This is a genomic window from Anabaena sp. FACHB-1237, from assembly GCF_014696225.1.
Taxonomy (GTDB): domain Bacteria; phylum Cyanobacteriota; class Cyanobacteriia; order Cyanobacteriales; family Nostocaceae; genus FACHB-1237.
Genome location: NZ_JACJPV010000028.1, coordinates 26,624 through 47,043, shown reverse-complemented (window position 1 = coordinate 47,043; position 20,420 = coordinate 26,624). Strand labels below are relative to the sequence as shown.

The following is a 20,420-nucleotide window of genomic DNA, read 5'->3' as shown; positions in this document are numbered from 1 at the left end:
TTGATATTTGACGCACCTTAATAATATATCAATCTTCATCTAGTGCGGGAAAAATTTCCTCAAACTGCCATAATTTCTCTTTATTTTCCATAAACCAAATTCTTGTTTCTGGAGTTAATTTACTCCAGACTATATCTATAGGAATATGAGGAGAAGTATATTGAAATTCTTGGCCAATAATGCTTAAATTATCTGCTACATTGTCAGGAATACCAAATTCTTTCCAGTCAATTTTTAGGTTTCTTCCTGCTACTCCTGCGGTGGGATCAAATATTAACTGTGCAGTTCTAATTAAGTCTGCAAAATATTGTGGTTTCAGTCCCATAATTTCCTGAATTTCTAGGGACTTTTTAGGTTCTTGAGACATTTTTACTCTTAGGAATAAATATATTTGGTAAGCTATCAGCTATTAGTAATCAGTTTTGAGTATTCAGAATAATTACCAATTATTATATTAAACCCTGTCAGTATCTATAAAAACTGTAACTGCTGCTACTGCTATCAACATCTCATCATTTTTATCCTTTAGTGAAGCAATAGCTAAACCATCAATCTTCATCCCCCCATTTTCTAAAATGAGGGTTTTTTTCCCAAAAGGAAGTACATCTAATACTTCTTTTTCTCTGACTTGTTCTGGATAGGGTACGGCTACTTTTACCTCCACAATCATATCATTAGGATCTGTTAATCCTACTATTTCCATGATACCAATTAAAGCATTATTAGCGATCGCATTTCTTACCGCCCTCGCTGCTGCTATCGTTGGTTCTTGTCCATGCTGATCTACACCCATACCCATTTCTATAATAAATCTTTTCAATGCCATAAGTCAAGTCTCCTAATATGTTAAGCAATTTTTACACAACAAACACCTTACACTATAACTTTATTAACATAAAAATACGCTTATTTTGGTAAATAACTATTTCCTAAACCACTATCTAACGTAAGTTGCCAGTTAGATGAAGTAGGGTGCGTCAGAATCTTAAAATTGGTAGTTGTAACCTAAATTATTCTGTCTGACGCACCCTACAGAGTTATTTTGGTTAATAAGTGTTTCCTAAACTACTATCTAGGAAGAATGGTTTTTACTAGTGTCAGTTAAAAAAGTGTCACTCTCTCAAGTCACTATGGAGTAATCAAGGAGATATTCTAAGTAAATGCAAGGAGTGATACCAGTTTACAGTGTTTTTGCCACAACTTACTTTAGACTAATGATATTGAATTTCATCATCATGTCTAGTTTAAATTGTGTCTAGCTGGTAGTTGGTATAAAGTTATACGGGGATCGCTTGAGTCTGTCAACACTCAAGCGTTTTTCATGTCTACAAAAGAAATACAGCTATGATGTAGTTAATTGTATCCTTGGACTAACTTTGGCAAATAAAAATATTTGATTTATGAACAGATACTAGGGTGCGTCAGATATCATATTTCACCCACTCTACCAGCGATCGCCCTAAATTTTTGGCCTTTTTAATGGATATAGGTACTTGACTTATCCATTTGATATTCAATATTACAGCAGTTTCCGTTATTATGAGGTACAGATGTTAATGATAAAACCCTTGTAACACTGGCATACTTCGACAAGCTCAGTACAAGTCTTGCTGTGTTCATAGTGTACCTCATCTGGTGTGTTATGCTATCTAACGCACTCTATTAATTTGGTGCGTTACGAAGACAGCTAACGCACCCTACAAGCTATGAAACTCTTAATTTATCGCCAGTGGAAACTATTTTAATTGAACATATATCTCAGTATATTCTCAATACTACTTTTGTCTTTTTTTACAAAACTTTATCAAAAACTCCCATATATCGTCAGTTTATGCCAAGAAAACCACCTACATCATTAGTAAGCGGTTTTCCACAGTTTATAATATTTAATTGTAAAATAGTTCTTCCTCATCGAGTTTATTATAGCAAATTTAAAATCAATTGTCAAGACCCTAATCCCAATTTGCGGCGGAAAAATCAAAAAAATTACAATTCTTAATCAAGTCATCAAACCATGATAAAAGAGTTGGCAACATTGGGTAAAAACAGTCAACAATAACTTCATTGACAGTTACCGGGTAGCAGAATCTAATGTGAATAAATTATCATTTATCAAAATTCAATCAAGATTCTCTGCTATTACTAAACTGAAAGTTTTAATCAATAATTTGGTATATTATGCAGCCAATTCGCACTTTTAACGTTTCTCCATCCCTACCATCGCGGTTAGAACCTTTAAGAAAACTAGCCTATAACCTCCATTTTGACTGGAATGTGGAGAGTAAAGACCTTTTTCGTCGTTTAGACCCCGATTTGTGGGAATCTAGTCATCATAACCCAGTGTTAATGCTGGGAACTATCAGCCAAAAACGGTTGTTAGAGGTTGTGGAAGATGAGGGCTTTTTAGCGCAAGCAGATAGAGCAGCGCGTCAATTAGAAGATTATTTGCAAGACCGCACTTGGTATAAAAAACATAGACAAAATCAATCTCAGGAGTGTTACGCTTATTTTTCTGCTGAATTTGGTTTAGTTGATTGTTTACCTGTATATTCTGGTGGTTTAGGTGTATTAGCAGGTGATCATTTAAAGTCTGCCAGTGATTTAGGTTTACCTTTAGTGGGTGTGGGTTTATTGTATCAACAGGGATATTTTGCCCAATATCTCAATGCGGATGGTTGGCAACAAGAGCGCTATCCTATCAATGATTTCTACAATATGCCCTTGCATTTAGAACGTAATCCTGATGGTTCTGAATTGCGAATTGCGGTAGACTATCCTGGACGCAAGGTATATGCACGGGTATGGCGTGTACAAGTGGGAACTGTTCCTTTGTATATGCTAGACACTAATATTGAACCTAACAAAGCTTATGACCACGATATCACCGATCAGTTATATGGTGGTGATATTGATATGCGTATCCACCAGGAAATAATGCTGGGTATTGGTGGTGTGCAGATGTTAAAGGCTTTAGGCTATGAAGTGACAGCTTACCACATGAATGAAGGTCACGCGGCTTTTTCTGCTTTAGAACGTATTCGTACATTAATTCAAGAAAAAGGACTTGATTACCGACAAGCTAGACAAGTGGTAATGTCTAGTAATATCTTTACGACACATACTCCTGTACCTGCGGGTATTGATTTGTTTCCACCGGATAAGATTTTGTATTATCTGGGTTATTATGCAGATATCTTTGGTTTGCCAAAGGAACAGTTTTTGGGTTTGGGTAGAGAAAATACTGGTGATTTATCTGCTCCTTTTAGTATGGCTGTGTTAGCTTTGAAGATGGCGACATTTTCCAATGGTGTGGCACAATTACATGGTGTGGTTTCACGGCAAATGTTCCAAGGTTTATGGCAAAAAGTACCTGTGGAAGAAGTGCCAATTGCTGCTATTACTAATGGTGTTCATGCTCGTAGTTGTGTGGCAAAATCTACTCAAGAGTTATACGATCGCTATCTTGGTCCTAATTGGTCTTCTGCACAACCGGATAACCAGTTATGGGAACGCATGGATGCAATTCCTGATGAGGAGTTATGGCGTAATCATGAACGTTGTCGTTTAGATATGGTATTATTTGTGCGGGAGCATTTAGTTAAACATTTACGGGATAGAGGTGCTTCTATTTCGGAAGTTGCTCAAGCGCAGGAGGTTCTTGATCCGAATGTATTAACTATTGGTTTTGCTCGTCGTTTTGCGACCTATAAACGTGCTACTTTATGGATGCGAGATTTAGAAAGAATTAAAAAGATTTTACTGGGTAATAAAAATCGTAAAGTACAGTTTGTGATTGCTGGTAAAGCACATCCGAAAGATATTCCTGGTAAAGAGTTAATACGTGACATTAATCATTTTATCCGCGAACATCATTTAGAGAAGCAAGTTGTGTTTGTGCCTAATTATGATATTCATATTTCTCGCTTAATGGTGGCTGGTTGTGATATTTGGTTAAATACACCTCGTCGTCCTCGTGAAGCATCTGGTACAAGCGGTATGAAGGCGGCAATGAATGGTTTACCTAATTTAAGTGTACTTGATGGTTGGTGGGATGAAGCGGATTATGTACGTACTGGTTGGGCAATAGGACATGGTGAAAACTATGAAGATCCTAACTATCAGGATGAAATAGAAGCTAATGCTTTGTATGAGTTATTAGAGAAAGAGGTTGTACCTTTATTCTATGATCATCGTGATGCAGATGGCTTACCTCGTCAATGGGTAGCGAAAATGAAAGATGCCATTCGGTTGAATTGTCCATTTTTCAATACGGCGCGAATGGTTAGAGAATATGCACAAAGAGCTTATTTTCCTGCAAGCGATCGCTATCACACTTTAGTTGTGGATAATTATGCCCCAGCTAAGGAATTAGCAGCATGGAAAGCTAAGTTAACAAGTCACTGGTTTAACATTAAAGTCAAAGATGTAGATGTATCTGCACCATCAGATATTGAAGTGAATCAAAATGTAGCAGTCAAAGCTAAGTTAGATTTGGCAACTTTGACAAATAATGATGTACAGGTAGAACTTTATCAAGGTTCTATAGATGCTAATGGTGATATTGTCAATGCTGTAACTGTCACCATGGATTATCAAGGTCAGGATGAAGCTAATTTAAGTGTATATACTGCCAATATTGTCTACACCACATCTGGTTTACAGGGTGTTTCATTGCGGGTATTACCAAAACATCCTTATTTAGCGACATCCTACGAACCGAGATTAATCGCTTGGGCTGAATAAAGCTATACTTAATAAGTATCAGCATTTAGTCCACGCTATACAATTCAACATTGCAGTAGTTAGTTAAAAGTAGAACAGGCATTTTGCCTGTTCAATTTAAAATCAAGTAATATCAAAGAAAATGACAGAAATTACTGCCAATTATGATGAAACATGGAAAGAAGCCATAGGAGAATATTTTGAGCCATTTCTGGACTTCTTTTACCCTGAACTTCATCAATAAATAGACTGGAGGTAAAACAAACTCCCAGACAAGATATTATCAAAATTCTGCAAAAACAGTTTGGTAATAAGCTGTTGTGCTTTTAAGTTGAATAATTAATACAAGCAAGATGCTTGTGCTACTGTAACTGCACTACTATGTTTATAAATTAACTCACAGCTTCTAATTGCAAATCTATAGTTTTATTTTGCTGTTCTTGTTGTTGTAATTCTGCCAATTCTATTTCTAATTGTACCTTGACTTCATGACGAAATTTGAAAAAATGTTCACCTGCACCTAACGCAATTAAATAATCATATAATAAATCATATTTACGCCATGCCATGACTATTAATTGCCACCAAAAAACAAATCTTGTGGAACGTAAAACTCCTTGTCGCCAAAAAATAGCCATTAAAAAATTCCACTCTGCTTTTGTTAAATTGCGTTGATATTTTGCCTGCCAACCTTCCATCATCATAAAATGTCGAAAAGTTCGTTTAAGATATGGTAGAGGTTCATATAAATTCCAAAAAGCATCAATAAATTCTCTAACAATTTCTGTGGTAGGACGGGTAGGAACAAAATTCATTAATGATTTTTGAGAGGTAAAATATTTACCTACACTATCCATTAAACGTCCTTCCTTTTGCAAACGAGTCCACATTGTTGTATTGGGTAATGCCTGTAATAAACTAAGATGTGCTTGGGGAATATTAGTTTCTTCAATAAATTCTTGAATGCGTTTACCTGCCCCTGGTTTTTCATGATCAAAACCTAAGATAAAACCAGACATAATTTGTAGACCAGCTTTAGTAATTTTGTGGCAAGATGCTACTAAAGAACTGCGAGTGTTTTGTTCTTTATTAATGCCTACTAAACTTTGTACATCAGGGGTTTCAATACCCATAAATACTTGCACAAAACCCGCTTTTACCATTAATTCTATTAATTCATCATCTTCGGCTAAATTTAAAGACGCTTCTGTTAATAAACGAAAAGGATAATTACGTTTTTCCATCCAGGGAATTAATTCTTTTAAAAATATTTTGGCATTACGTTTATTGCCAATGAAATTATCATCAACTATGAACACATAACGCCACCAACCCATTTGATACAATACTTCCAATTCTGCCAGAATTTGTGCTGGTGTTTTGGTGCGAGGTTTGCGTCCAAAAAGGTTAATAATATCGCAAAATTCACATTGAAATGGACAACCTCGTGAAAATTGTATTGTCATTGCTATATAAGCATCTAACTCTAATAAATCAAATCTGGGTAAGGGAGTTTGGGTAATGTCTGGTTTTTCTGTAGCGCGAAAAATACCTTTTTCTTCACCTTTTTCTATAGCTTCTAAAAACATGGGAATGGTACATTCCCCTTCATCTAGTATTAAATAATCTGCTCCCAACTCTAAAGCAAATTCTGGTACGGATGTGGCAAACGGTCCACCCACTGCAACTTTTTTACCTAATTTTTTACCCTTTTGAATTAAGTCGCTAAAATCTTGTTTTTGGATAATCATGGCAGATATAATTATTATATCACACCATTGCCAATCTGCATCGGTTTCTAGGCGGACATTGCGATCGCTTAACCTGATTTCCCAATTGGATGGTAACATAGCTGCAACAGTAATTAAACCCAAGGGAGGATTTGTAGCACGTAACCCAGCCAAATCAATTGTTTCCTGATAAGACCAGAAGGAATTAGGCATTATTGGCCAAATTAATAAGGCTTTCATCAAGCATATCCCCCGGTTTCTTTGAGTTTTAAAAACTATTTAGCTTTCAACTATAAAAGTTAAGTAAATTGGTTTTTATCTATCTTGAGTTATAAATTTTTAATCAGTAAAATGGAAAATAATCCTTACTTTTTATGCAGATTTCTATGATGTTGCTATTTATAATAATTGTACCGTATTTACTTAGTTATACTGAGTCACTTCCCTATTTAAGTATAATTTAATTCTTGAATGATGACTATCAACATTATAGATAATGAAATAAAGGCGTTGCTGAACTCAGGTATGAAATTGAGAAATTCAAAATTTGAAACTTTGCGACTAACGCAAGTACTTCGCTTCGCTGATGCGCGAAATAAATATCATACCCCAATTCAAGCCCCATGAGAGGATTTTGGCAATTTGTATGTAACCCATGGTTAATGGGGATTAAAATGGGTTTTGTAACCGTCCCATTAACAAAGCGGTAAGAGGAGATAACTAGTTATAATTATGGGTAAACAGCGCGTTTTGTCGGGAGTTCAACCAACTGGTAACTTACACTTGGGTAACTACTTAGGTGCTATTCGTAACTGGGTAGAAATTCAGGATCAGTATGAAAATTTCTTTTGTGTGGTAGATTTACACGCTATTACTGTACCACATAATCCTGCCACTTTAGCGGCTGATACCTATACCATCGCTGCTTTGTATTTAGCTTGCGGTATTGATTTACAACACTCTCATATCTTTGTCCAATCTCACGTTTCTGCCCATAGTGAGCTTTGTTGGTTATTAAACTGCATTACTCCTTTAAATTGGCTACAGGATATGATTCAATTTAAAGAAAAAGCACTTAAACAAGGTGAAAATGTAGGAGCAGGTTTATTAACCTATCCTGTACTAATGGCTGCGGATATTTTATTATATCAAGCAGATAAAGTTCCTGTAGGTGAAGATCAAAAGCAACATTTAGAATTAGCGCGAGATATTGTCAACAGGTTTAACCATCAGTTTGCGAAGAAGAAACCCATTTTAAAGTTACCTGATCCTCTAATTAGAAAAGAAGGTGCAAGGGTAATGAGTTTAACCGATGGAACTCGGAAAATGTCTAAGTCTGATCCTTCTGAGTTAAGTAGAATCAATGTTTTAGATTCACCTGATCAAATTGCTAATAAGATTAAACGTTGTAAAACTGATCCAATTAAAGGTTTAACGTTTGATGATTTAGATCGTCCTGAATGCAATAATTTATTAACCTTGTATATGTTGTTATCTGGACAGACTAAAGAAGCGGTAGCTGCTGAATGTGCGGATATGGGTTGGGGAAAATTTAAACCTTTGTTGACAGAAACTACAATTAATGCTTTAAAGCCAATTCAACAGAAATATCAAGAAGTAATGGCGGAAAAAGGTTATTTAGAGTCTGTGTTGAAAGATGGTAGGGAAAAAGCAGAGATGATAGCTAACCAAACTTTAGCAGATGTAAAAGCAGCATTAGGTTATACAGCGCGATTGTGAGGAAACAGATCCCGGACTTCTTAAGATCCCGGACTTCTTCAAGAAGTCCGGGATCTTAAGGCTAAAATTAACTTAAGTTAAATATAAATTGAACTATGCAGGATATCCATAGCAGCAATGCTTTAAACAATTTTAGAAAAGCAGTACAAGCAGGAGATTTTCTCATAACTGCTGAAGTAGCACCTCCCAAGGGTGCAAATATCAAGCATACCATAGAAATGGCGGCGACTCTTAAGGGGAGGGTTCATGCTGTCAATATTACTGATGGTAGTCGCGCCGTGTTAGGAATGTCTTCTTTAGCAGTGTCAGTAATTTTACTGCAAAATGGGATTGAACCGATTTGTCAGGTTACGTGCCGCGATCGCAATAGAATAGGAATACAAGCAGACTTAATGGGTGCTTATGCTTTAGGTATTCGCAATATTTTAGCGTTAACTGGTGATCCTGTAAAAGCAGGAGATCATCCCGATGCAAAAGCGGTTTTTGATTTAGAATCTGTGCGATTATTGCAGTTAATTAATAAGATGAATCATGGGATTGATTTTAACAATAAAATCTTAGAAGATGGGAGATTAGATTTATTTCCTGGGGCAGCAGTTGATCCGCAATGTAAAAGTTGGTCAGGTTTACAAAGTCGTTTTGAGAAGAAAATAGAAGCAGGGGCGCAATTTTTTCAAAGTCAATTAATCACTGATTTTGAAATATTAGAAAAGTTCATGGATAAGATCGCATCTAGTTATAATAAACCAATTTTGGCAGGAATTTTTCTGTTGAAGTCGGCGAAAAATGCCAGATTTATCAATAAGGTAGTTCCAGGGGTGAATATTCCTGAACACATCATTGATAGATTGGAAAAATCTAAATATCCGTTACAAGAGGGCATGAAAATTGCGGCTGAACAGATAAAAATTGCCAGAGAATTATGTCAAGGAGTGCATATTATGGCAGTGAAAAAAGAAGAAGCGATCGCTGCTATTTTAGATTTAGCGGGGGTGGGCAAGTGAGTTAATTGATTTGAAAACCCTGGCTTATTGAATGAGTCAGGGATATCATTATAATAAACTAGGAGTAAATAACATGATAGATGAAAATAATAATGAAATTTTAGATTTAGATGATACCGAAAATGAAGAATATGAAAAAGTTACTTTTGAATATGATCCTGATAAAATTAATATTGCTACAAAATAACCAACAATTCAACAACTAGTAAGAAGAATTGGGCGGTAAAATTATTATTGGATATATTGGTAAAAAAATAGAGTAATTTTTAGGGTTAACAAATATTCATATCCCAAAGATCCCCGACTTCTTGAAGAATTTGGGGATCTGACTCCTATTTATTAACTTCCAACAACTGCGAAGTTTTTAATCTTTCCATCCACTTTTCCAAGAAAACTCTATTTGCTTGTTGTTCCAAAACATCTTCTGTATTTGCTGCATAAGGTAATAAACCCAAAATTGCCGCACTAGTCACACAAAACATAGACTTTTGAAAACTCATACAAATTTTTACCTTTAAATCATCTTCTCCCCGCAAACTTTGACGATAAATACTATGTAAATAGTCTGGCAAATAATGACGCATATCCTGCATTAATAAAGTGGGAGGAATACCAGCACCACCAATAGGTAAAGGATCAGCGTATAATGCACCATACTGAAATCTTGATTGATCTGGAGGAACTTGATATGCTTGGGCATTTAAAGAAACTGTTCCTAAAAATGGTGTTCCTCTAAAAAATACCGCTTCTACATAAGGAATTGCTGTATCTGCCAGAAAAGTTAAACCTAATGATTTCGGTATAATATCATAAACGCGATCGCCAATTTTCACGCTATAGGTAATTGGTTTTAAAGCATCCACAACCAAACCATTTTTAATATGATCAACCACTTGGGGAATAGATGTAATTTTCCCCTGATCATAAAGGTCTGATAAACTTAAGAAAATATCCGCCATCACTCGCCAAAATTGCCCTAGTCCACTATAATAAGCAGACATTCTTAACTGTTCTATTAAAAAATCAGGAAACAGTTGATTTAATCCTAAAATAAATGGGTTATATTTGCATTTTTCCTGAATAACCACTTTGCAAATATTAGCAAATTCTGGAGTATCCAAATAGCTATCTAACCCTCCTCCACCATGCCACATCATGGTTTTCATACAATATTCTGCATATTCAAAATTAATCCGATCATGCCACCAATGACGCAATATTTTTTTAACAGAAACTTCTCCATTAAAGTATTTAAAAAACGGGAATAAGACTAAAAATTGATGGTCAGCAATATAAATTAAGTTTTGAGAATAAGCATCTAAAACTACTCCATAACTTTTGAGAATACCCACAACTTCTAATACATTTTCTGGACTATCTTTAAGTAATGCTTGTCCATTTAGTAATCTTTGAATATATTCTTCTAATGGATTGTAAGTAGATTGATTTTCAGTTTTGATCATTCCTTGATTTACCATTGCTTTTTCTCCTAGTATTATCCATTATTGAACCATAGATATTTATAGATTTTAACAAATATTTGATATCTAACAGTCCTAATTAAAATGTGAGAAAATACGGTTATGAGGTTTGTGCCTTATAGAACTAATAGTTACGACTATGAATTATGCTCAATATACCACTTCAACCACAAAATCAAGGGTTATAGGGTATGAAAAATATCTTTTCGTAATTTCGTAATTAAGTATTTTTTCATGAATGATTTAGGATTGCTATTATAAGATCATCATTAAACTGCCGAAAAATCACTAACATAACTCCAAGGAAGACGCAAAAATAAAAGTTGAGGTACTCAGTCAGCATATTAAATATTTACAACACTATTAATTAAGTAATAATTAAATTTATAATTTATATAAGTTAATATATGATTTACAATTTATAATGAATATTTGTAGGGTAACTCAGAAATTAAAAATAAGTTTATTTGCCGCATTAATGCAATTTAACGTACCTTACCAATGTGCTAGTTGCGTAAGTCCTGATTGTTTGTGATTCAGTTTTATCCTGAACAAGTTCAGAATTTCAGAACATATTATTCAGGGGATTGATTTTTTGGTTAATGTGATACTAGCCAAAATATTATTACAGTGAAATAACAATTACTATAAATCAGTGAATTACCTATTTACTATTGTTTTTCTAGCGACAAATTATATATTAGTAAATTTTAGTAAATCTTGGTAAATATTATTGATAAAATTACCAATTAGTAGTTGACTTTATATATAATAGATAACAGTTAAGTAGCATTAAGAGTATCGAGATTATTTTAATAATTCCATGTAATTTTTTAAATTTAATTATGGAAAATATATCACAAATAGGGTTAGAAATTACTGAAAAATTAGCTTATCCAGATATTTTAGTAATTTCGCGGGTTTTTCAACCACAAGATCCTGTAATTAGTGAATATGTTTATAGTCGCTGTTTACAAGATCCAGATAGAGTAATTCTCTTAGCGAGTAATTGTGCCGGAAATGCAAAATTTGATCAATCTTCAGAGTTTCCTATTTATCGTTGGCCTTGTTTTCACTACTTTTGTAATTATGGTTTCTGCAATTTTTTCCGATCTACTTTTAATGTAATTTTTTCATTTATCCTAGCAATAAAATTATATTATCGCTATCATTACCGTTATATTGAATGGTGTCATGGTGATGATTTCCCAGCTTTATTATTATTAAGTTATATTTTGCCAATTCGGTTCTTTATATATTTACATGGTAGTGATTTATTATCTATCAATAATAAACCATTTTGGCGATCGCTGTTTAAATTAACCCTCAAACGTGCGGAGGGAATAGTTTGTCGTAGTTCCCACACTCACAACTTTTTAAAAAATAGTTTACGTTTGGATACACCTACGCATATAATTAATCCCATAGTTCGTCCAGAAAGATTTGAAAATTCCAAAAATCAACACATTTGGGATAATTTACGTCAGAATATTCGGGAAAATTATCATATTCCTGAAACAGCAGTTGTCATTCTTTCCATAGGTAAATTAGTCAAAAGTAAGAATTTTGATCGAGTGATAGATAATATTCCTTTACTATTGACTATAGGGATAGATGTCCACAGTATAATTATTGGTGAAGGTAGGTATGAATCAGAGTTAAAATCTCAAGCAGAAAGATTGAGAATAGATAACAGAGTACATTTTGCAGGAGATATATCACCTAAAGAATTAGCGAGTTATTATGCAGCTTGTGATATTTTTGCAATGTTAAATGGGGAAAGTTCGGAAAATCAAAATATACAAAATATAGATAATGGAGAAGTGAATTATTTAGAAGCGAGTTATTTTGGTAGACCAATAATTGCATCTCGTTTAGGAAGTTTATTAGATATAATTCATCATGGAAAAAATGGTTTATTGGTCAATCAAAATTCTGGTTATGAAGTGTTTTTAGCATTTAAAAAATTGTGTCAGGATCAAGAACTACGAGAAAAGTTAGGCCGTCAAGGTCAAGAATTAGTTAAACGTAAAACTTATCATCGTTGGTTGTATAATTCAGAAAAATAATGATAATAGAAATCTCTATATATTTTAGGATTGAATTGTCAATGCTTGAATCATACAATCATTGTATTGCTTAATATAATCCGGAAGATATCCTCCGTCAAGAAACCTCGTTTCTCCGTGATGAAGAACGGCGATACTTCTAAAATTAGATTAAGAAACGAAGTTTCTGTGTAAGTCCTAAATGTTTGAAAAGTTAACCACCACCAACAATAGTAACTATTTCCAAGCGATCGCCATTTTTAATTTGTGTTTTCAGCCAAAATTGACGATGCAAAATTTCCCCATTATATTCTACAGCTATCAATCGCTGATTAAAACCCAATTCTTGTAATAATTCTGGTAAAAACATCTCTTGGGAAAAACTACGATGTTCTCCATTAACTTGTAAATTAATTTGTGTGGAAATAGAAATTTGTTGAGACATAATCATCAATTTTTGTGTTAATTGTTGTGAAAACGATGAAATTGTGCAATTAAATATTGTGTAGTTAAAGTAGGTTGTTCCGACTCCATAATTGATCGCACTACAGCCACTTGATCTGCACCAGCATTAATCACATCATTAATATTATTCATATCTATGCCACCAATAGCAAACCAAGGAATAGGACAATTTTTGGCCGCATAATTCACATATTCTAAACCAGTAGCGGCCTTTATTTTTGTAGGAGTTTCATATACTGGGCCAACACCAATATAGTCAGCACCTTCATTAATAGCGCCTTGCATTTCTTGAGGATTAGTAGTAGAACGGCCAATAATCTTATTATGTCCTAATAGCTGACGTGCTATGGTAATAGGCATATCCTGTTGTCCTAAATGTACCCCATCTGCATCCACCGCTAGAGCTAAATCTACCCGATCATTGATAATAAATAAAGCTCCATAATTATGACATAATTGGCACAATTGCCGAGCCAAAGGTAAACGAATGATATCATCTGTATTTTTGTCTCGATATTGTACCAAAGTTAAACCACCTTGCAAAGCTGCTTCCACAATACCTAAGATATTTTCCTGGGGAGAAGTTACTAAGTATAAATGCGATCGCCCTAATAATTCCAGTTTTTGATAACCCATTAAATTACTTTCTAGCGAATATACCTGATATCGCATTTGTTTACAAGCATTTCCCATATCAGGATGATAAAGTTTACCGTACTCTTCCAAAACCCTTAAAGCCTCCTGTACACGGCAAAAATTCGCCTGTAACAAAGATATAATATCACTTCTAACTTCCTCCTGGGGATGAGTTAAACCAGTGCCAGCATCACCCATAGTATCTCTAGCAATTCTTAAATCTATAGTATGCCAAATTGCCAAGTCTTGACGTAACTTTTTACAAACAAGAGATAATTGAGAGTTATTCAAACCAAAACGACACCACTCCTCAATAATGCGTAAACCTTCACGTGCGCGATCTAAATTAGCATCTAAAATACGGCAAACAGCTTTATGAGTATAACTGTTGGCTGATATCATTAAAATAACTCCTTTATTATAGTAATTTTTATCGTAGCAGGAGTGTGTAGGGGTAAAGTACATTGCTCATTAGTGTCGACTTAACGTGAAAGTCATAAGCAAGATGACTAAAATAACTGGAAAATTCTTTAAATTATTTAGTTTACTTGAGTAAACTTTAGGTATTAGCCATGATAGCGTAACGTTTGCCTACAGCAGCTACCCTAAAGCCATAGTATCTGTAGATTAAATTGACACCTATGAGTAATGCTAAACCCATATCAGCACCCCGAACTCAGATGTCTATTTACATCCCAAAGACTGACGAGTATTTACACCGGTACGCGAATTAACACCACTAGCATTAACACAAAGTTTTTTGATCTCAACACCATCTAAAATTGCATTAGTAAAGTCAGCACCCGTAACATTAACATCATCAAATGTTGAGCGTAACATCATCGCATCCTTTAACACTGCATCACTTAAATCAGTATCTTTAAATTTAGCTAAATAAGCAATACCTTCACTAAAGTCCACACCATGTAAGTTTACACCTGATAACAAAGTACCATTAAAAACCACACCGCGTAAATCAGCATTTTCAAACTGAGTATTTTCTAACTTCACATTAGTAAACTCAGTTCCAATTAAACTTTGTCCAGAATAATCTTTAACTTGTACCTTATCTCCAGCAGAACGAGTAATACTAGAAGAACTAGCAGCTTCCGCAGTAACAGGACATAGTAACAATGCCACACATAACACAAAAGTAGTCAAAATTTGCCAGTATTTACAGTATTTCATAATTTTTGCTTAATAGATCTCAACAATTACAATAGTCAATTATTAAATAAAATCACAAATTTAGAACTTTAACACAATGTGATCATACAAACTAAAAAAATTTACACAATGTAGAGGTATTGGATTAACTAGTTCTACATTGTGTAGTTGGTCTGTTAGTTACCAGTATAAATGTGAAATTTAACTTTGAACTCAAACGTTTAAGGGCTTTTGAGGTTTTACTGTTGCATAATGTCCATTATTGTCAAATGGTATAGAAGCAAGAGTTTCTTTACCTGTGATCAATCTTGCGCCACGATTGCGAGTAAAATAATTCCATATCCATTGAATCATAACTATTAATTTGTTATTAAATTCAATTAAGAAGTAGATATGAATAAATAACCAGACAAACCAAGCAAAGAAACCTTTAAGTTTCATAAAACCTAAGTCCACAACAGCCGCGTGTTGTCCAATCATTGCTAAACTACCCATATCAATGTACTTAAATGGAGCAATAGTTTCACCTTGGAGTCGTTTTCTGATGAGTTTAGCCACATATTCACCTTCTTGCATAGCTACTGGCGCTACTCCAGGTAATGGCTTACCATTTTGATGGGCAAAATTTGCTAAATCTCCCACCACAAATATATTAGGATATCCTTTAATACTTAAATCTGGCTCTACAATAACACGACCTGCGCGATCGCTCTCTACTCCAGTTCTTGCCATTAATACTTTACTCATTGGTGATGCTTGCACACCGGCAGCCCATAATACTGTTTTAGCTGCAATAGTTTTTGTTTCGTCACCTTGTTTAATAGTCACAAGATCATTTTCTATATTTGTGACTAAAGTTTTAGTTTGCACATCCACACCTAAAGCCGTTAATGATGCAAAAGCTACTTGAGACAATTCGGGAGCAAATGGTGGTAAAACACGATCTAACCCTTCTAATAGCAAAACCTTTGTTTCTGATGTATTTATCTTGCGAAAGTCTTCTTTAAGGGTTTTAGTAGCTAATTCAGCGATCGCTCCTGCTAATTCTACTCCAGTAGGTCCTCCTCCCACAATTACAAAAGTCAATAAAGCCTGACGTTTAGCTGCATCAGTTTCTTTTTCTGCCGCTTCAAATGCCATAAAAATTCGTCGACGCATTTCAATAGCATCCTCGACAGTTTTTAAGCCTGGTGCAAAATTCTCCCAGTTATCTTTGCCGAAATAAGAATGTTTTGCTCCAGTAGCGACAATTAAACTATCATAAGGTACTTCTTCATTACCAACTATCACTTTTTGATTAGTTGTGTCAATGTCATTAACTTCACCTAATAAAACCTGAGTATTTTTATTTTTACTCAATACAGAACGTAAAGGAGAAGAAATATCAGCAGGAGATAAATTACCCGTAGCCACTTGATACAACAAAGGTTGAAAAAGGTGAAAGTTACGTTTATCAATTAACGTTACATTCACATTAGCCTTAGATAAAGACTTAGCAGCATACAGTCCCGCAAAACCTCCACCAACAATAACAACTTGATGGGTTTGTTTATCGCTATCTATATTCACCATAGGAAGTGTTTCCTTATATTACGAGGTTGTAACTATTCTTAACAAATTTGTATCAAACTTGTCATCAGGATTTCTGTTTATTGAGAACTTATGAAAAAATAGTTAAAGTTTATAAATTGACAAATTACGGTGGCGTGGAGTAGAAAGTATGGTATGAGGCGTGAAAATTATCATTTTGACTCCCAACTTCCAACTCCTGACTCCTGATCAAATCCTGTCTCATTTGCGGTACAATGATAAATCTGCCAATTCTATAACAAACTTTGCGGACAGGAGATGCTTCTATGGCGCGTATGTATTATGATGAAGATGCTAACTTAGACCTTTTGAAAGGTAAAACAGTTGCTATTATTGGTTATGGTTCTCAAGGTCATGCTCACGCGCTGAATTTAAAAGACAGTGGTGTAAATGTAATTGTGGGTTTATATCCTGGTAGTAAGTCTACTGCTAAAGCTGAAGCTGCGGGCTTAATTGTAAAAAATGTAGCTGATGCTGCTAAAGCTGCGGATTTAATTATGATTTTGTTACCTGATGAGGTACAAAAGACCATTTACAAAAATGAAATTGAACCTAATTTAGAAGCAGGTAACATATTAGCATTTGCTCACGGTTTTAACATTCACTTTGGTCAAGTTGTACCTCCTGCGGATGTAGATGTAATCATGGTAGCGCCTAAAGGACCAGGACATTTAGTACGTCGTACTTATGAACAAGGGCAAGGTGTACCTGCTTTATTTGCAGTATATCAAGATGCTACAGGACAAGCACGCGATCGCGCCATGGCCTATGCTAAAGGTATCGGTGGTACTCGTGCAGGTATCTTAGAAACCACATTCCGCGAAGAAACCGAAACAGACTTATTTGGTGAACAAGCAGTATTATGTGGTGGTTTAAGTGCTTTAATCAAAGCAGGATTTGAAACATTAATTGAAGCAGGATATCAACCAGAACTAGCTTATTTTGAATGTCTGCATGAAGTTAAACTCATCGTTGACTTAGTAGTTGAAGGTGGATTAGCTACCATGCGTGATAGTATTTCTAACACTGCCGAATACGGTGACTACACACGCGGTCCTCGCATTGTTACCGCCGAAACTAAAGCAGAAATGAAGAAAATATTGAGTGAAATTCAATCTGGACAATTTGCGCGAGAATTTGTCTTAGAAAACCAAGCCGGTAAACCTGGTTTTACAGCTATGCGTCGTCAAGAAGCTGAACATCCTATTGAAGAAGTAGGTAAAGATTTACGCGCTATGTTTAGCTGGTTGAAAAAAGCGTAATTTTGGGTAGTTGGTAATTGGTAAGTCTTTACCTATTACCAAATTATTTTTACCTCTTAATTAATAACCAAATCATGAAAATTTCAGATTAAGAAAAGAGCGGATTCTCATAACTACATAATCTACACTTTATCAAATTAACAACAAATGAATTCTAGCGTCATCTTATCCAACATTTTAAATCCGCCAGTGCTATTTTTCTTTTTAGGAATGTTGGCAATTCTGGTACAATCAGACTTAGAAATTCCGCAACCATTACCAAAATTATTTTCGCTGTATCTGTTACTAGCAATTGGATTTAAAGGTGGATATGAAATAGCACAAAGTGGTATGAATACCGAAATTGCACTCACACTTTTAGCTGCCATATTGATGGCTTCTGTTGTACCAATTTACTCGTTTTTTATATTAAGAATAAAACTAGATGTGTATAATGCAGCAGCGATCGCTGCAACTTATGGTTCAATTAGTGCAGTAACCTTTATTACCGCCCAATCCTTTTTAAAAGTTCTGACTATACCTAATAGTGGCCACATGGTAGCAGCTTTAGCACTGATGGAATCACCAGCAATTATTGTAGGAATTGTCTTAGTCAGAGTATTTGCCAAAAATCAAAAACAACCAATAGTAGGAGAATATCAACAAGAAGGAGAAACAGAAAAATTTTCCTGGAATGAAGTATTTAGAGAAGCATTTTTAAATGGTTCAGTATTTCTATTAGTTGGTAGTGTGGTAGTAGGTTTGTTAACAGGAGAAAAAGGTTGGGAAAAATTACATCCATTTACCCAAGAGATATTTTATGGAGTATTATCATTCTTTTTACTAGATATGGGCATGGTAGCAGCAAGAAGAATTAAAGACTTGAGAGCTACAGGTTCTTTTCTCTTGGGTTTTGGGATTTTAATGCCTATAGGTAATGCTATTATTGGCATTATTTTAACTAAACTAATTGGTATGTCACCCGGAAACGCTCTTTTATTTGCCGTACTTTGTGCCAGTGCTTCCTATATTGCCGTACCAGCAGCCATGAGAATGACTGTACCAGAAGCTAATCCCAGTTTATATGTATCTATGGCATTAGCTGTTACCTTCCCATTTAATATTATTATTGGTATACCTTTGTATTTCAACATCATCAAAATCATAGGAGTATAACCAGGTGCAAGCTGTTAAGAAAATCGAAATCATCACTAATTCCTTGGAATTACAAAAAGTCCTGCAAATTTTAGATGATGCCGGCGTTTCTGGATATACCATTATTGAAGATGTCACAGGAAAAGGACATAGAGGTAGGGTAATTGATGATTTAGAAAGTCATGCATTAACTAATGCTTATGTGATCACTATTTGTGATGAGGAAAAAGAGCATCAGGTAGTGGAAGCTATTAGGCCAATTATCAAAAAATATGGTGGTGTTTGCATTGTTTCTGATGCTCAATCAATTGTACATTAGGGGAGTGCGGGTACTGGGTGCGGTGTGCGGTGTGTAGAATCAAGCTGAAAATTAATTATTTTTTCCATTCGTAACTAGGAATTTAGATGATTACCCACGACTTGAGCTAGTCCTAAGTTGACAATTTTATAGACAAAGCTATACATTTGTTGACAAAAATCAATATATTTTAGTTGAAAAAATCAAATACTTGATATATAATTCTAACATATCAAGTATTGAATTAACACTGTCAAGTGAAGCGAAAACCAAGCAATGACGGTGATAGTCTTTTCAAGAATCTTGGTAAAAGAAAGACGCGTTGGGCTACAGCGTGTAAGTCTACAGAGGGATAACCGCTCCCATGCTCCTATTGAAGTAGAAAGTAAACTCTAGTTTTGTCTAGGTTTTATATAGCAGATATGATAATAAGGCATCACTTCAGTCATCACATCATCACCAGTCATGAAAGCAGAAACCATTCGCACGACATTAACCCTTCCCAGAGAACTCCTAGAAGCCACAGATAGAGCAGTATTAGAGGGAAAAGCCAAAAACCGCAATGATTTTGTGATTCAGGCTTTAAAAAGAGAGTTAGCTGCACAGAAACGAGCGGAAATAGATGCGGCCTTAGCGGAAATGGCCAGAGATCCCGATTATCAAGCAGAGGTGCTAAAATTAGAGGCAGAATTTGCCACAGCGCAGTGGGAAGCGTTAAAATTAGGGGAAATTCCAAGATGAGACGGGGTGAAGTGTATGATGCGCGTCTCGAAATGACTGAAGGTTCAGAACAGGGCGGAACTCGCCCAGTAATCATTGTCAGTCGTGACGTAATTAACTTATCCAGCCCAGTAGTTTTAGCAGTACCTTGTACTACATACCAAACGGGGAAAAGAGTTTACCCCACTCAGGTTTTAATTTTATCACCAGATGGTGGACTGAGAAAAGATTCTATCGCAATGGCAGATCAAGTACGGGTATTATCTAAATCCCGCTTTTTGCGTTTAAGAGGTGTACTTTCTTCAGTTGTTATGGCGCATCTGGAACAAGCTTTATTAATTGCCTTAGATTTATCAGTATGATTTGGTTTAGGTGTTATGCACTTAACTATGATTAAGGTGTATTCATCATCATAAAATCAAA

19 protein-coding genes are annotated in these 20,420 nt (G+C 35.0%); 11 read left to right on the top strand and 8 right to left on the bottom strand.

Annotation, left to right across the window (positions count from 1 at the left end; all coding sequences use genetic code 11):
- Positions 1–28: 28 nt before the first annotated feature.
- Together H6F32_RS14105 and H6F32_RS14100 are read right to left on the bottom strand one after the other, a co-directional pair.
- Complete coding sequence (locus tag H6F32_RS14105; RefSeq protein ID WP_190369959.1) at positions 29–367, bottom strand: hypothetical protein; 339 nt, start codon at positions 365–367, stop codon at positions 29–31.
- 87 nt (positions 368–454) lie between these two features.
- Complete coding sequence (locus H6F32_RS14100) at positions 455–826, bottom strand: Lin0512 family protein (RefSeq protein ID WP_190369958.1); 372 nt, start codon at positions 824–826, stop codon at positions 455–457.
- A 903-nt stretch (positions 827–1,729) separates the two neighbouring features.
- Between H6F32_RS14100 and H6F32_RS14095 the strand changes: the two genes are divergently transcribed.
- Both H6F32_RS14095 and glgP read left to right on the top strand, forming a co-directional pair.
- Positions 1,730–1,999, top strand: a complete 270-nt coding sequence (locus H6F32_RS14095; protein ID WP_190369957.1) for a hypothetical protein — start codon at positions 1,730–1,732, stop codon at positions 1,997–1,999.
- 179 nt (positions 2,000–2,178) lie between these two features.
- Positions 2,179–4,743: an alpha-glucan family phosphorylase gene (glgP, locus tag H6F32_RS14090; protein WP_190369956.1), complete on the top strand. Its 2,565-nt coding sequence runs from the start codon at positions 2,179–2,181 to the stop codon at positions 4,741–4,743.
- Positions 4,744–5,114: 371 nt separating this feature from the next.
- On the opposite strand, the gene H6F32_RS14085 is transcribed toward glgP, so the two are convergent.
- Positions 5,115–6,692, bottom strand: a complete 1,578-nt coding sequence (locus tag H6F32_RS14085; RefSeq protein ID WP_190369955.1) for a B12-binding domain-containing radical SAM protein — start codon at positions 6,690–6,692, stop codon at positions 5,115–5,117.
- A 492-nt stretch (positions 6,693–7,184) separates the two neighbouring features.
- Between H6F32_RS14085 and trpS the strand changes: the two genes are divergently transcribed.
- The 3 genes from trpS (at position 7,185) to H6F32_RS14070 (ending at position 9,383) form a co-directional block, all read left to right on the top strand.
- The gene (gene trpS / locus H6F32_RS14080) at positions 7,185–8,192 is read left to right on the top strand and encodes a tryptophan--tRNA ligase (RefSeq protein ID WP_190369954.1); all 1,008 of its coding nucleotides are present in this window, start codon (positions 7,185–7,187) and stop codon (positions 8,190–8,192) included.
- Positions 8,193–8,287: 95 nt separating this feature from the next.
- Positions 8,288–9,196, top strand: a complete 909-nt coding sequence (locus H6F32_RS14075; protein WP_190369953.1) for a methylenetetrahydrofolate reductase — start codon at positions 8,288–8,290, stop codon at positions 9,194–9,196.
- Between the two features lie 31 nt (positions 9,197–9,227).
- The gene (locus H6F32_RS14070) at positions 9,228–9,383 is read left to right on the top strand and encodes a hypothetical protein (RefSeq protein WP_190369952.1); all 156 of its coding nucleotides are present in this window, start codon (positions 9,228–9,230) and stop codon (positions 9,381–9,383) included.
- Between the two features lie 145 nt (positions 9,384–9,528).
- On the opposite strand, the gene H6F32_RS14065 is transcribed toward H6F32_RS14070, so the two are convergent.
- On the bottom strand, positions 9,529–10,674 hold the full coding sequence (locus tag H6F32_RS14065; protein WP_395939616.1) for a CO2 hydration protein: 1,146 nt from the start codon (positions 10,672–10,674) through the stop codon (positions 9,529–9,531).
- 848 nt (positions 10,675–11,522) lie between these two features.
- Here H6F32_RS14065 and H6F32_RS14060 point away from each other — a divergent pair.
- Positions 11,523–12,746 carry a glycosyltransferase family 4 protein gene (locus tag H6F32_RS14060; protein WP_190369951.1) on the top strand — a complete coding sequence of 408 codons (1,224 nt, stop codon included), beginning with the start codon at positions 11,523–11,525 and terminating at the stop codon, positions 12,744–12,746.
- A 193-nt stretch (positions 12,747–12,939) separates the two neighbouring features.
- Here the strand turns inward: H6F32_RS14060 and thiS are convergent, their stop codons facing one another.
- From thiS to H6F32_RS14040, 4 genes are all read right to left on the bottom strand, one after another.
- Positions 12,940–13,152 carry a sulfur carrier protein ThiS gene (thiS, locus tag H6F32_RS14055; protein WP_190369966.1) on the bottom strand — a complete coding sequence of 71 codons (213 nt, stop codon included), beginning with the start codon at positions 13,150–13,152 and terminating at the stop codon, positions 12,940–12,942.
- Positions 13,153–13,187: 35 nt separating this feature from the next.
- Positions 13,188–14,228, bottom strand: coding sequence for a thiamine phosphate synthase (locus H6F32_RS14050; RefSeq protein WP_190369950.1), 1,041 nt, complete (start codon positions 14,226–14,228; stop codon positions 13,188–13,190).
- A gap of 282 nt (positions 14,229–14,510) precedes the next feature.
- Positions 14,511–15,014 (bottom strand): pentapeptide repeat-containing protein, encoded by a 504-nt coding sequence (locus H6F32_RS14045; RefSeq protein ID WP_190369949.1) that lies wholly within the window; start codon positions 15,012–15,014, stop codon positions 14,511–14,513.
- 192 nt (positions 15,015–15,206) lie between these two features.
- Entirely contained in the window at positions 15,207–16,565 is a 1,359-nt protein-coding gene (locus H6F32_RS14040; RefSeq protein WP_190369948.1) for an NAD(P)/FAD-dependent oxidoreductase, read from the bottom strand.
- 284 nt (positions 16,566–16,849) lie between these two features.
- Here H6F32_RS14040 and ilvC point away from each other — a divergent pair, with 284 nt between their 5' ends.
- The 5 genes from ilvC (at position 16,850) to H6F32_RS14015 (ending at position 20,359) form a co-directional block, all read left to right on the top strand.
- Positions 16,850–17,845 carry a ketol-acid reductoisomerase gene (gene ilvC, locus H6F32_RS14035; RefSeq protein ID WP_190369947.1) on the top strand — a complete coding sequence of 332 codons (996 nt, stop codon included), beginning with the start codon at positions 16,850–16,852 and terminating at the stop codon, positions 17,843–17,845.
- A 147-nt stretch (positions 17,846–17,992) separates the two neighbouring features.
- Positions 17,993–19,000, top strand: a complete 1,008-nt coding sequence (locus tag H6F32_RS14030) for a sodium-dependent bicarbonate transport family permease (RefSeq protein WP_190369946.1) — start codon at positions 17,993–17,995, stop codon at positions 18,998–19,000.
- Positions 19,001–19,004: 4 nt separating this feature from the next.
- Positions 19,005–19,298: a P-II family nitrogen regulator gene (locus H6F32_RS14025; protein ID WP_190369945.1), complete on the top strand. Its 294-nt coding sequence runs from the start codon at positions 19,005–19,007 to the stop codon at positions 19,296–19,298.
- 444 nt (positions 19,299–19,742) lie between these two features.
- Positions 19,743–20,018 carry a ribbon-helix-helix domain-containing protein gene (locus tag H6F32_RS14020; RefSeq protein WP_190369944.1) on the top strand — a complete coding sequence of 92 codons (276 nt, stop codon included), beginning with the start codon at positions 19,743–19,745 and terminating at the stop codon, positions 20,016–20,018.
- The gene (locus H6F32_RS14015) at positions 20,015–20,359 is read left to right on the top strand and encodes a type II toxin-antitoxin system PemK/MazF family toxin (protein WP_190369943.1); all 345 of its coding nucleotides are present in this window, start codon (positions 20,015–20,017) and stop codon (positions 20,357–20,359) included. Before H6F32_RS14020 ends, H6F32_RS14015 begins: the two co-directional genes overlap by 4 nt.
- The last annotated feature ends 61 nt before the right edge of the window (positions 20,360–20,420 follow it).

Excerpts from the sequence above, each read along its gene's own strand:
- H6F32_RS14105 (WP_190369959.1), bottom strand. The coding sequence starts at position 367 with ATGTCTCAAGAACCTAAAAAGTCCCTAGAAATTCAGGAAATTATGGGA.
- H6F32_RS14100 (WP_190369958.1), bottom strand. The coding sequence starts at position 826 with ATGGCATTGAAAAGATTTATTATAGAAATGGGTATGGGTGTAGATCAG.
- glgP (WP_190369956.1), top strand. The coding sequence starts at position 2,179 with ATGCAGCCAATTCGCACTTTTAACGTTTCTCCATCCCTACCATCGCGG.
- H6F32_RS14085 (WP_190369955.1), bottom strand. The coding sequence starts at position 6,692 with ATGAAAGCCTTATTAATTTGGCCAATAATGCCTAATTCCTTCTGGTCT.
- trpS (WP_190369954.1), top strand. The coding sequence starts at position 7,185 with ATGGGTAAACAGCGCGTTTTGTCGGGAGTTCAACCAACTGGTAACTTA.
- H6F32_RS14075 (WP_190369953.1), top strand. The coding sequence starts at position 8,288 with ATGCAGGATATCCATAGCAGCAATGCTTTAAACAATTTTAGAAAAGCA.
- H6F32_RS14070 (WP_190369952.1), top strand. The coding sequence starts at position 9,228 with ATGAGTCAGGGATATCATTATAATAAACTAGGAGTAAATAACATGATA.
- H6F32_RS14065 (WP_395939616.1), bottom strand. The coding sequence starts at position 10,674 with ATGGTAAATCAAGGAATGATCAAAACTGAAAATCAATCTACTTACAAT.
- H6F32_RS14060 (WP_190369951.1), top strand. The coding sequence starts at position 11,523 with ATGGAAAATATATCACAAATAGGGTTAGAAATTACTGAAAAATTAGCT.
- H6F32_RS14050 (WP_190369950.1), bottom strand. The coding sequence starts at position 14,228 with ATGATATCAGCCAACAGTTATACTCATAAAGCTGTTTGCCGTATTTTA.
- H6F32_RS14045 (WP_190369949.1), bottom strand. The coding sequence starts at position 15,014 with ATGAAATACTGTAAATACTGGCAAATTTTGACTACTTTTGTGTTATGT.
- H6F32_RS14040 (WP_190369948.1), bottom strand. The coding sequence starts at position 16,565 with ATGGTGAATATAGATAGCGATAAACAAACCCATCAAGTTGTTATTGTT.
- ilvC (WP_190369947.1), top strand. The coding sequence starts at position 16,850 with ATGGCGCGTATGTATTATGATGAAGATGCTAACTTAGACCTTTTGAAA.
- H6F32_RS14030 (WP_190369946.1), top strand. The coding sequence starts at position 17,993 with ATGAATTCTAGCGTCATCTTATCCAACATTTTAAATCCGCCAGTGCTA.
- H6F32_RS14020 (WP_190369944.1), top strand. The coding sequence starts at position 19,743 with ATGAAAGCAGAAACCATTCGCACGACATTAACCCTTCCCAGAGAACTC.
- H6F32_RS14015 (WP_190369943.1), top strand. The coding sequence starts at position 20,015 with ATGAGACGGGGTGAAGTGTATGATGCGCGTCTCGAAATGACTGAAGGT.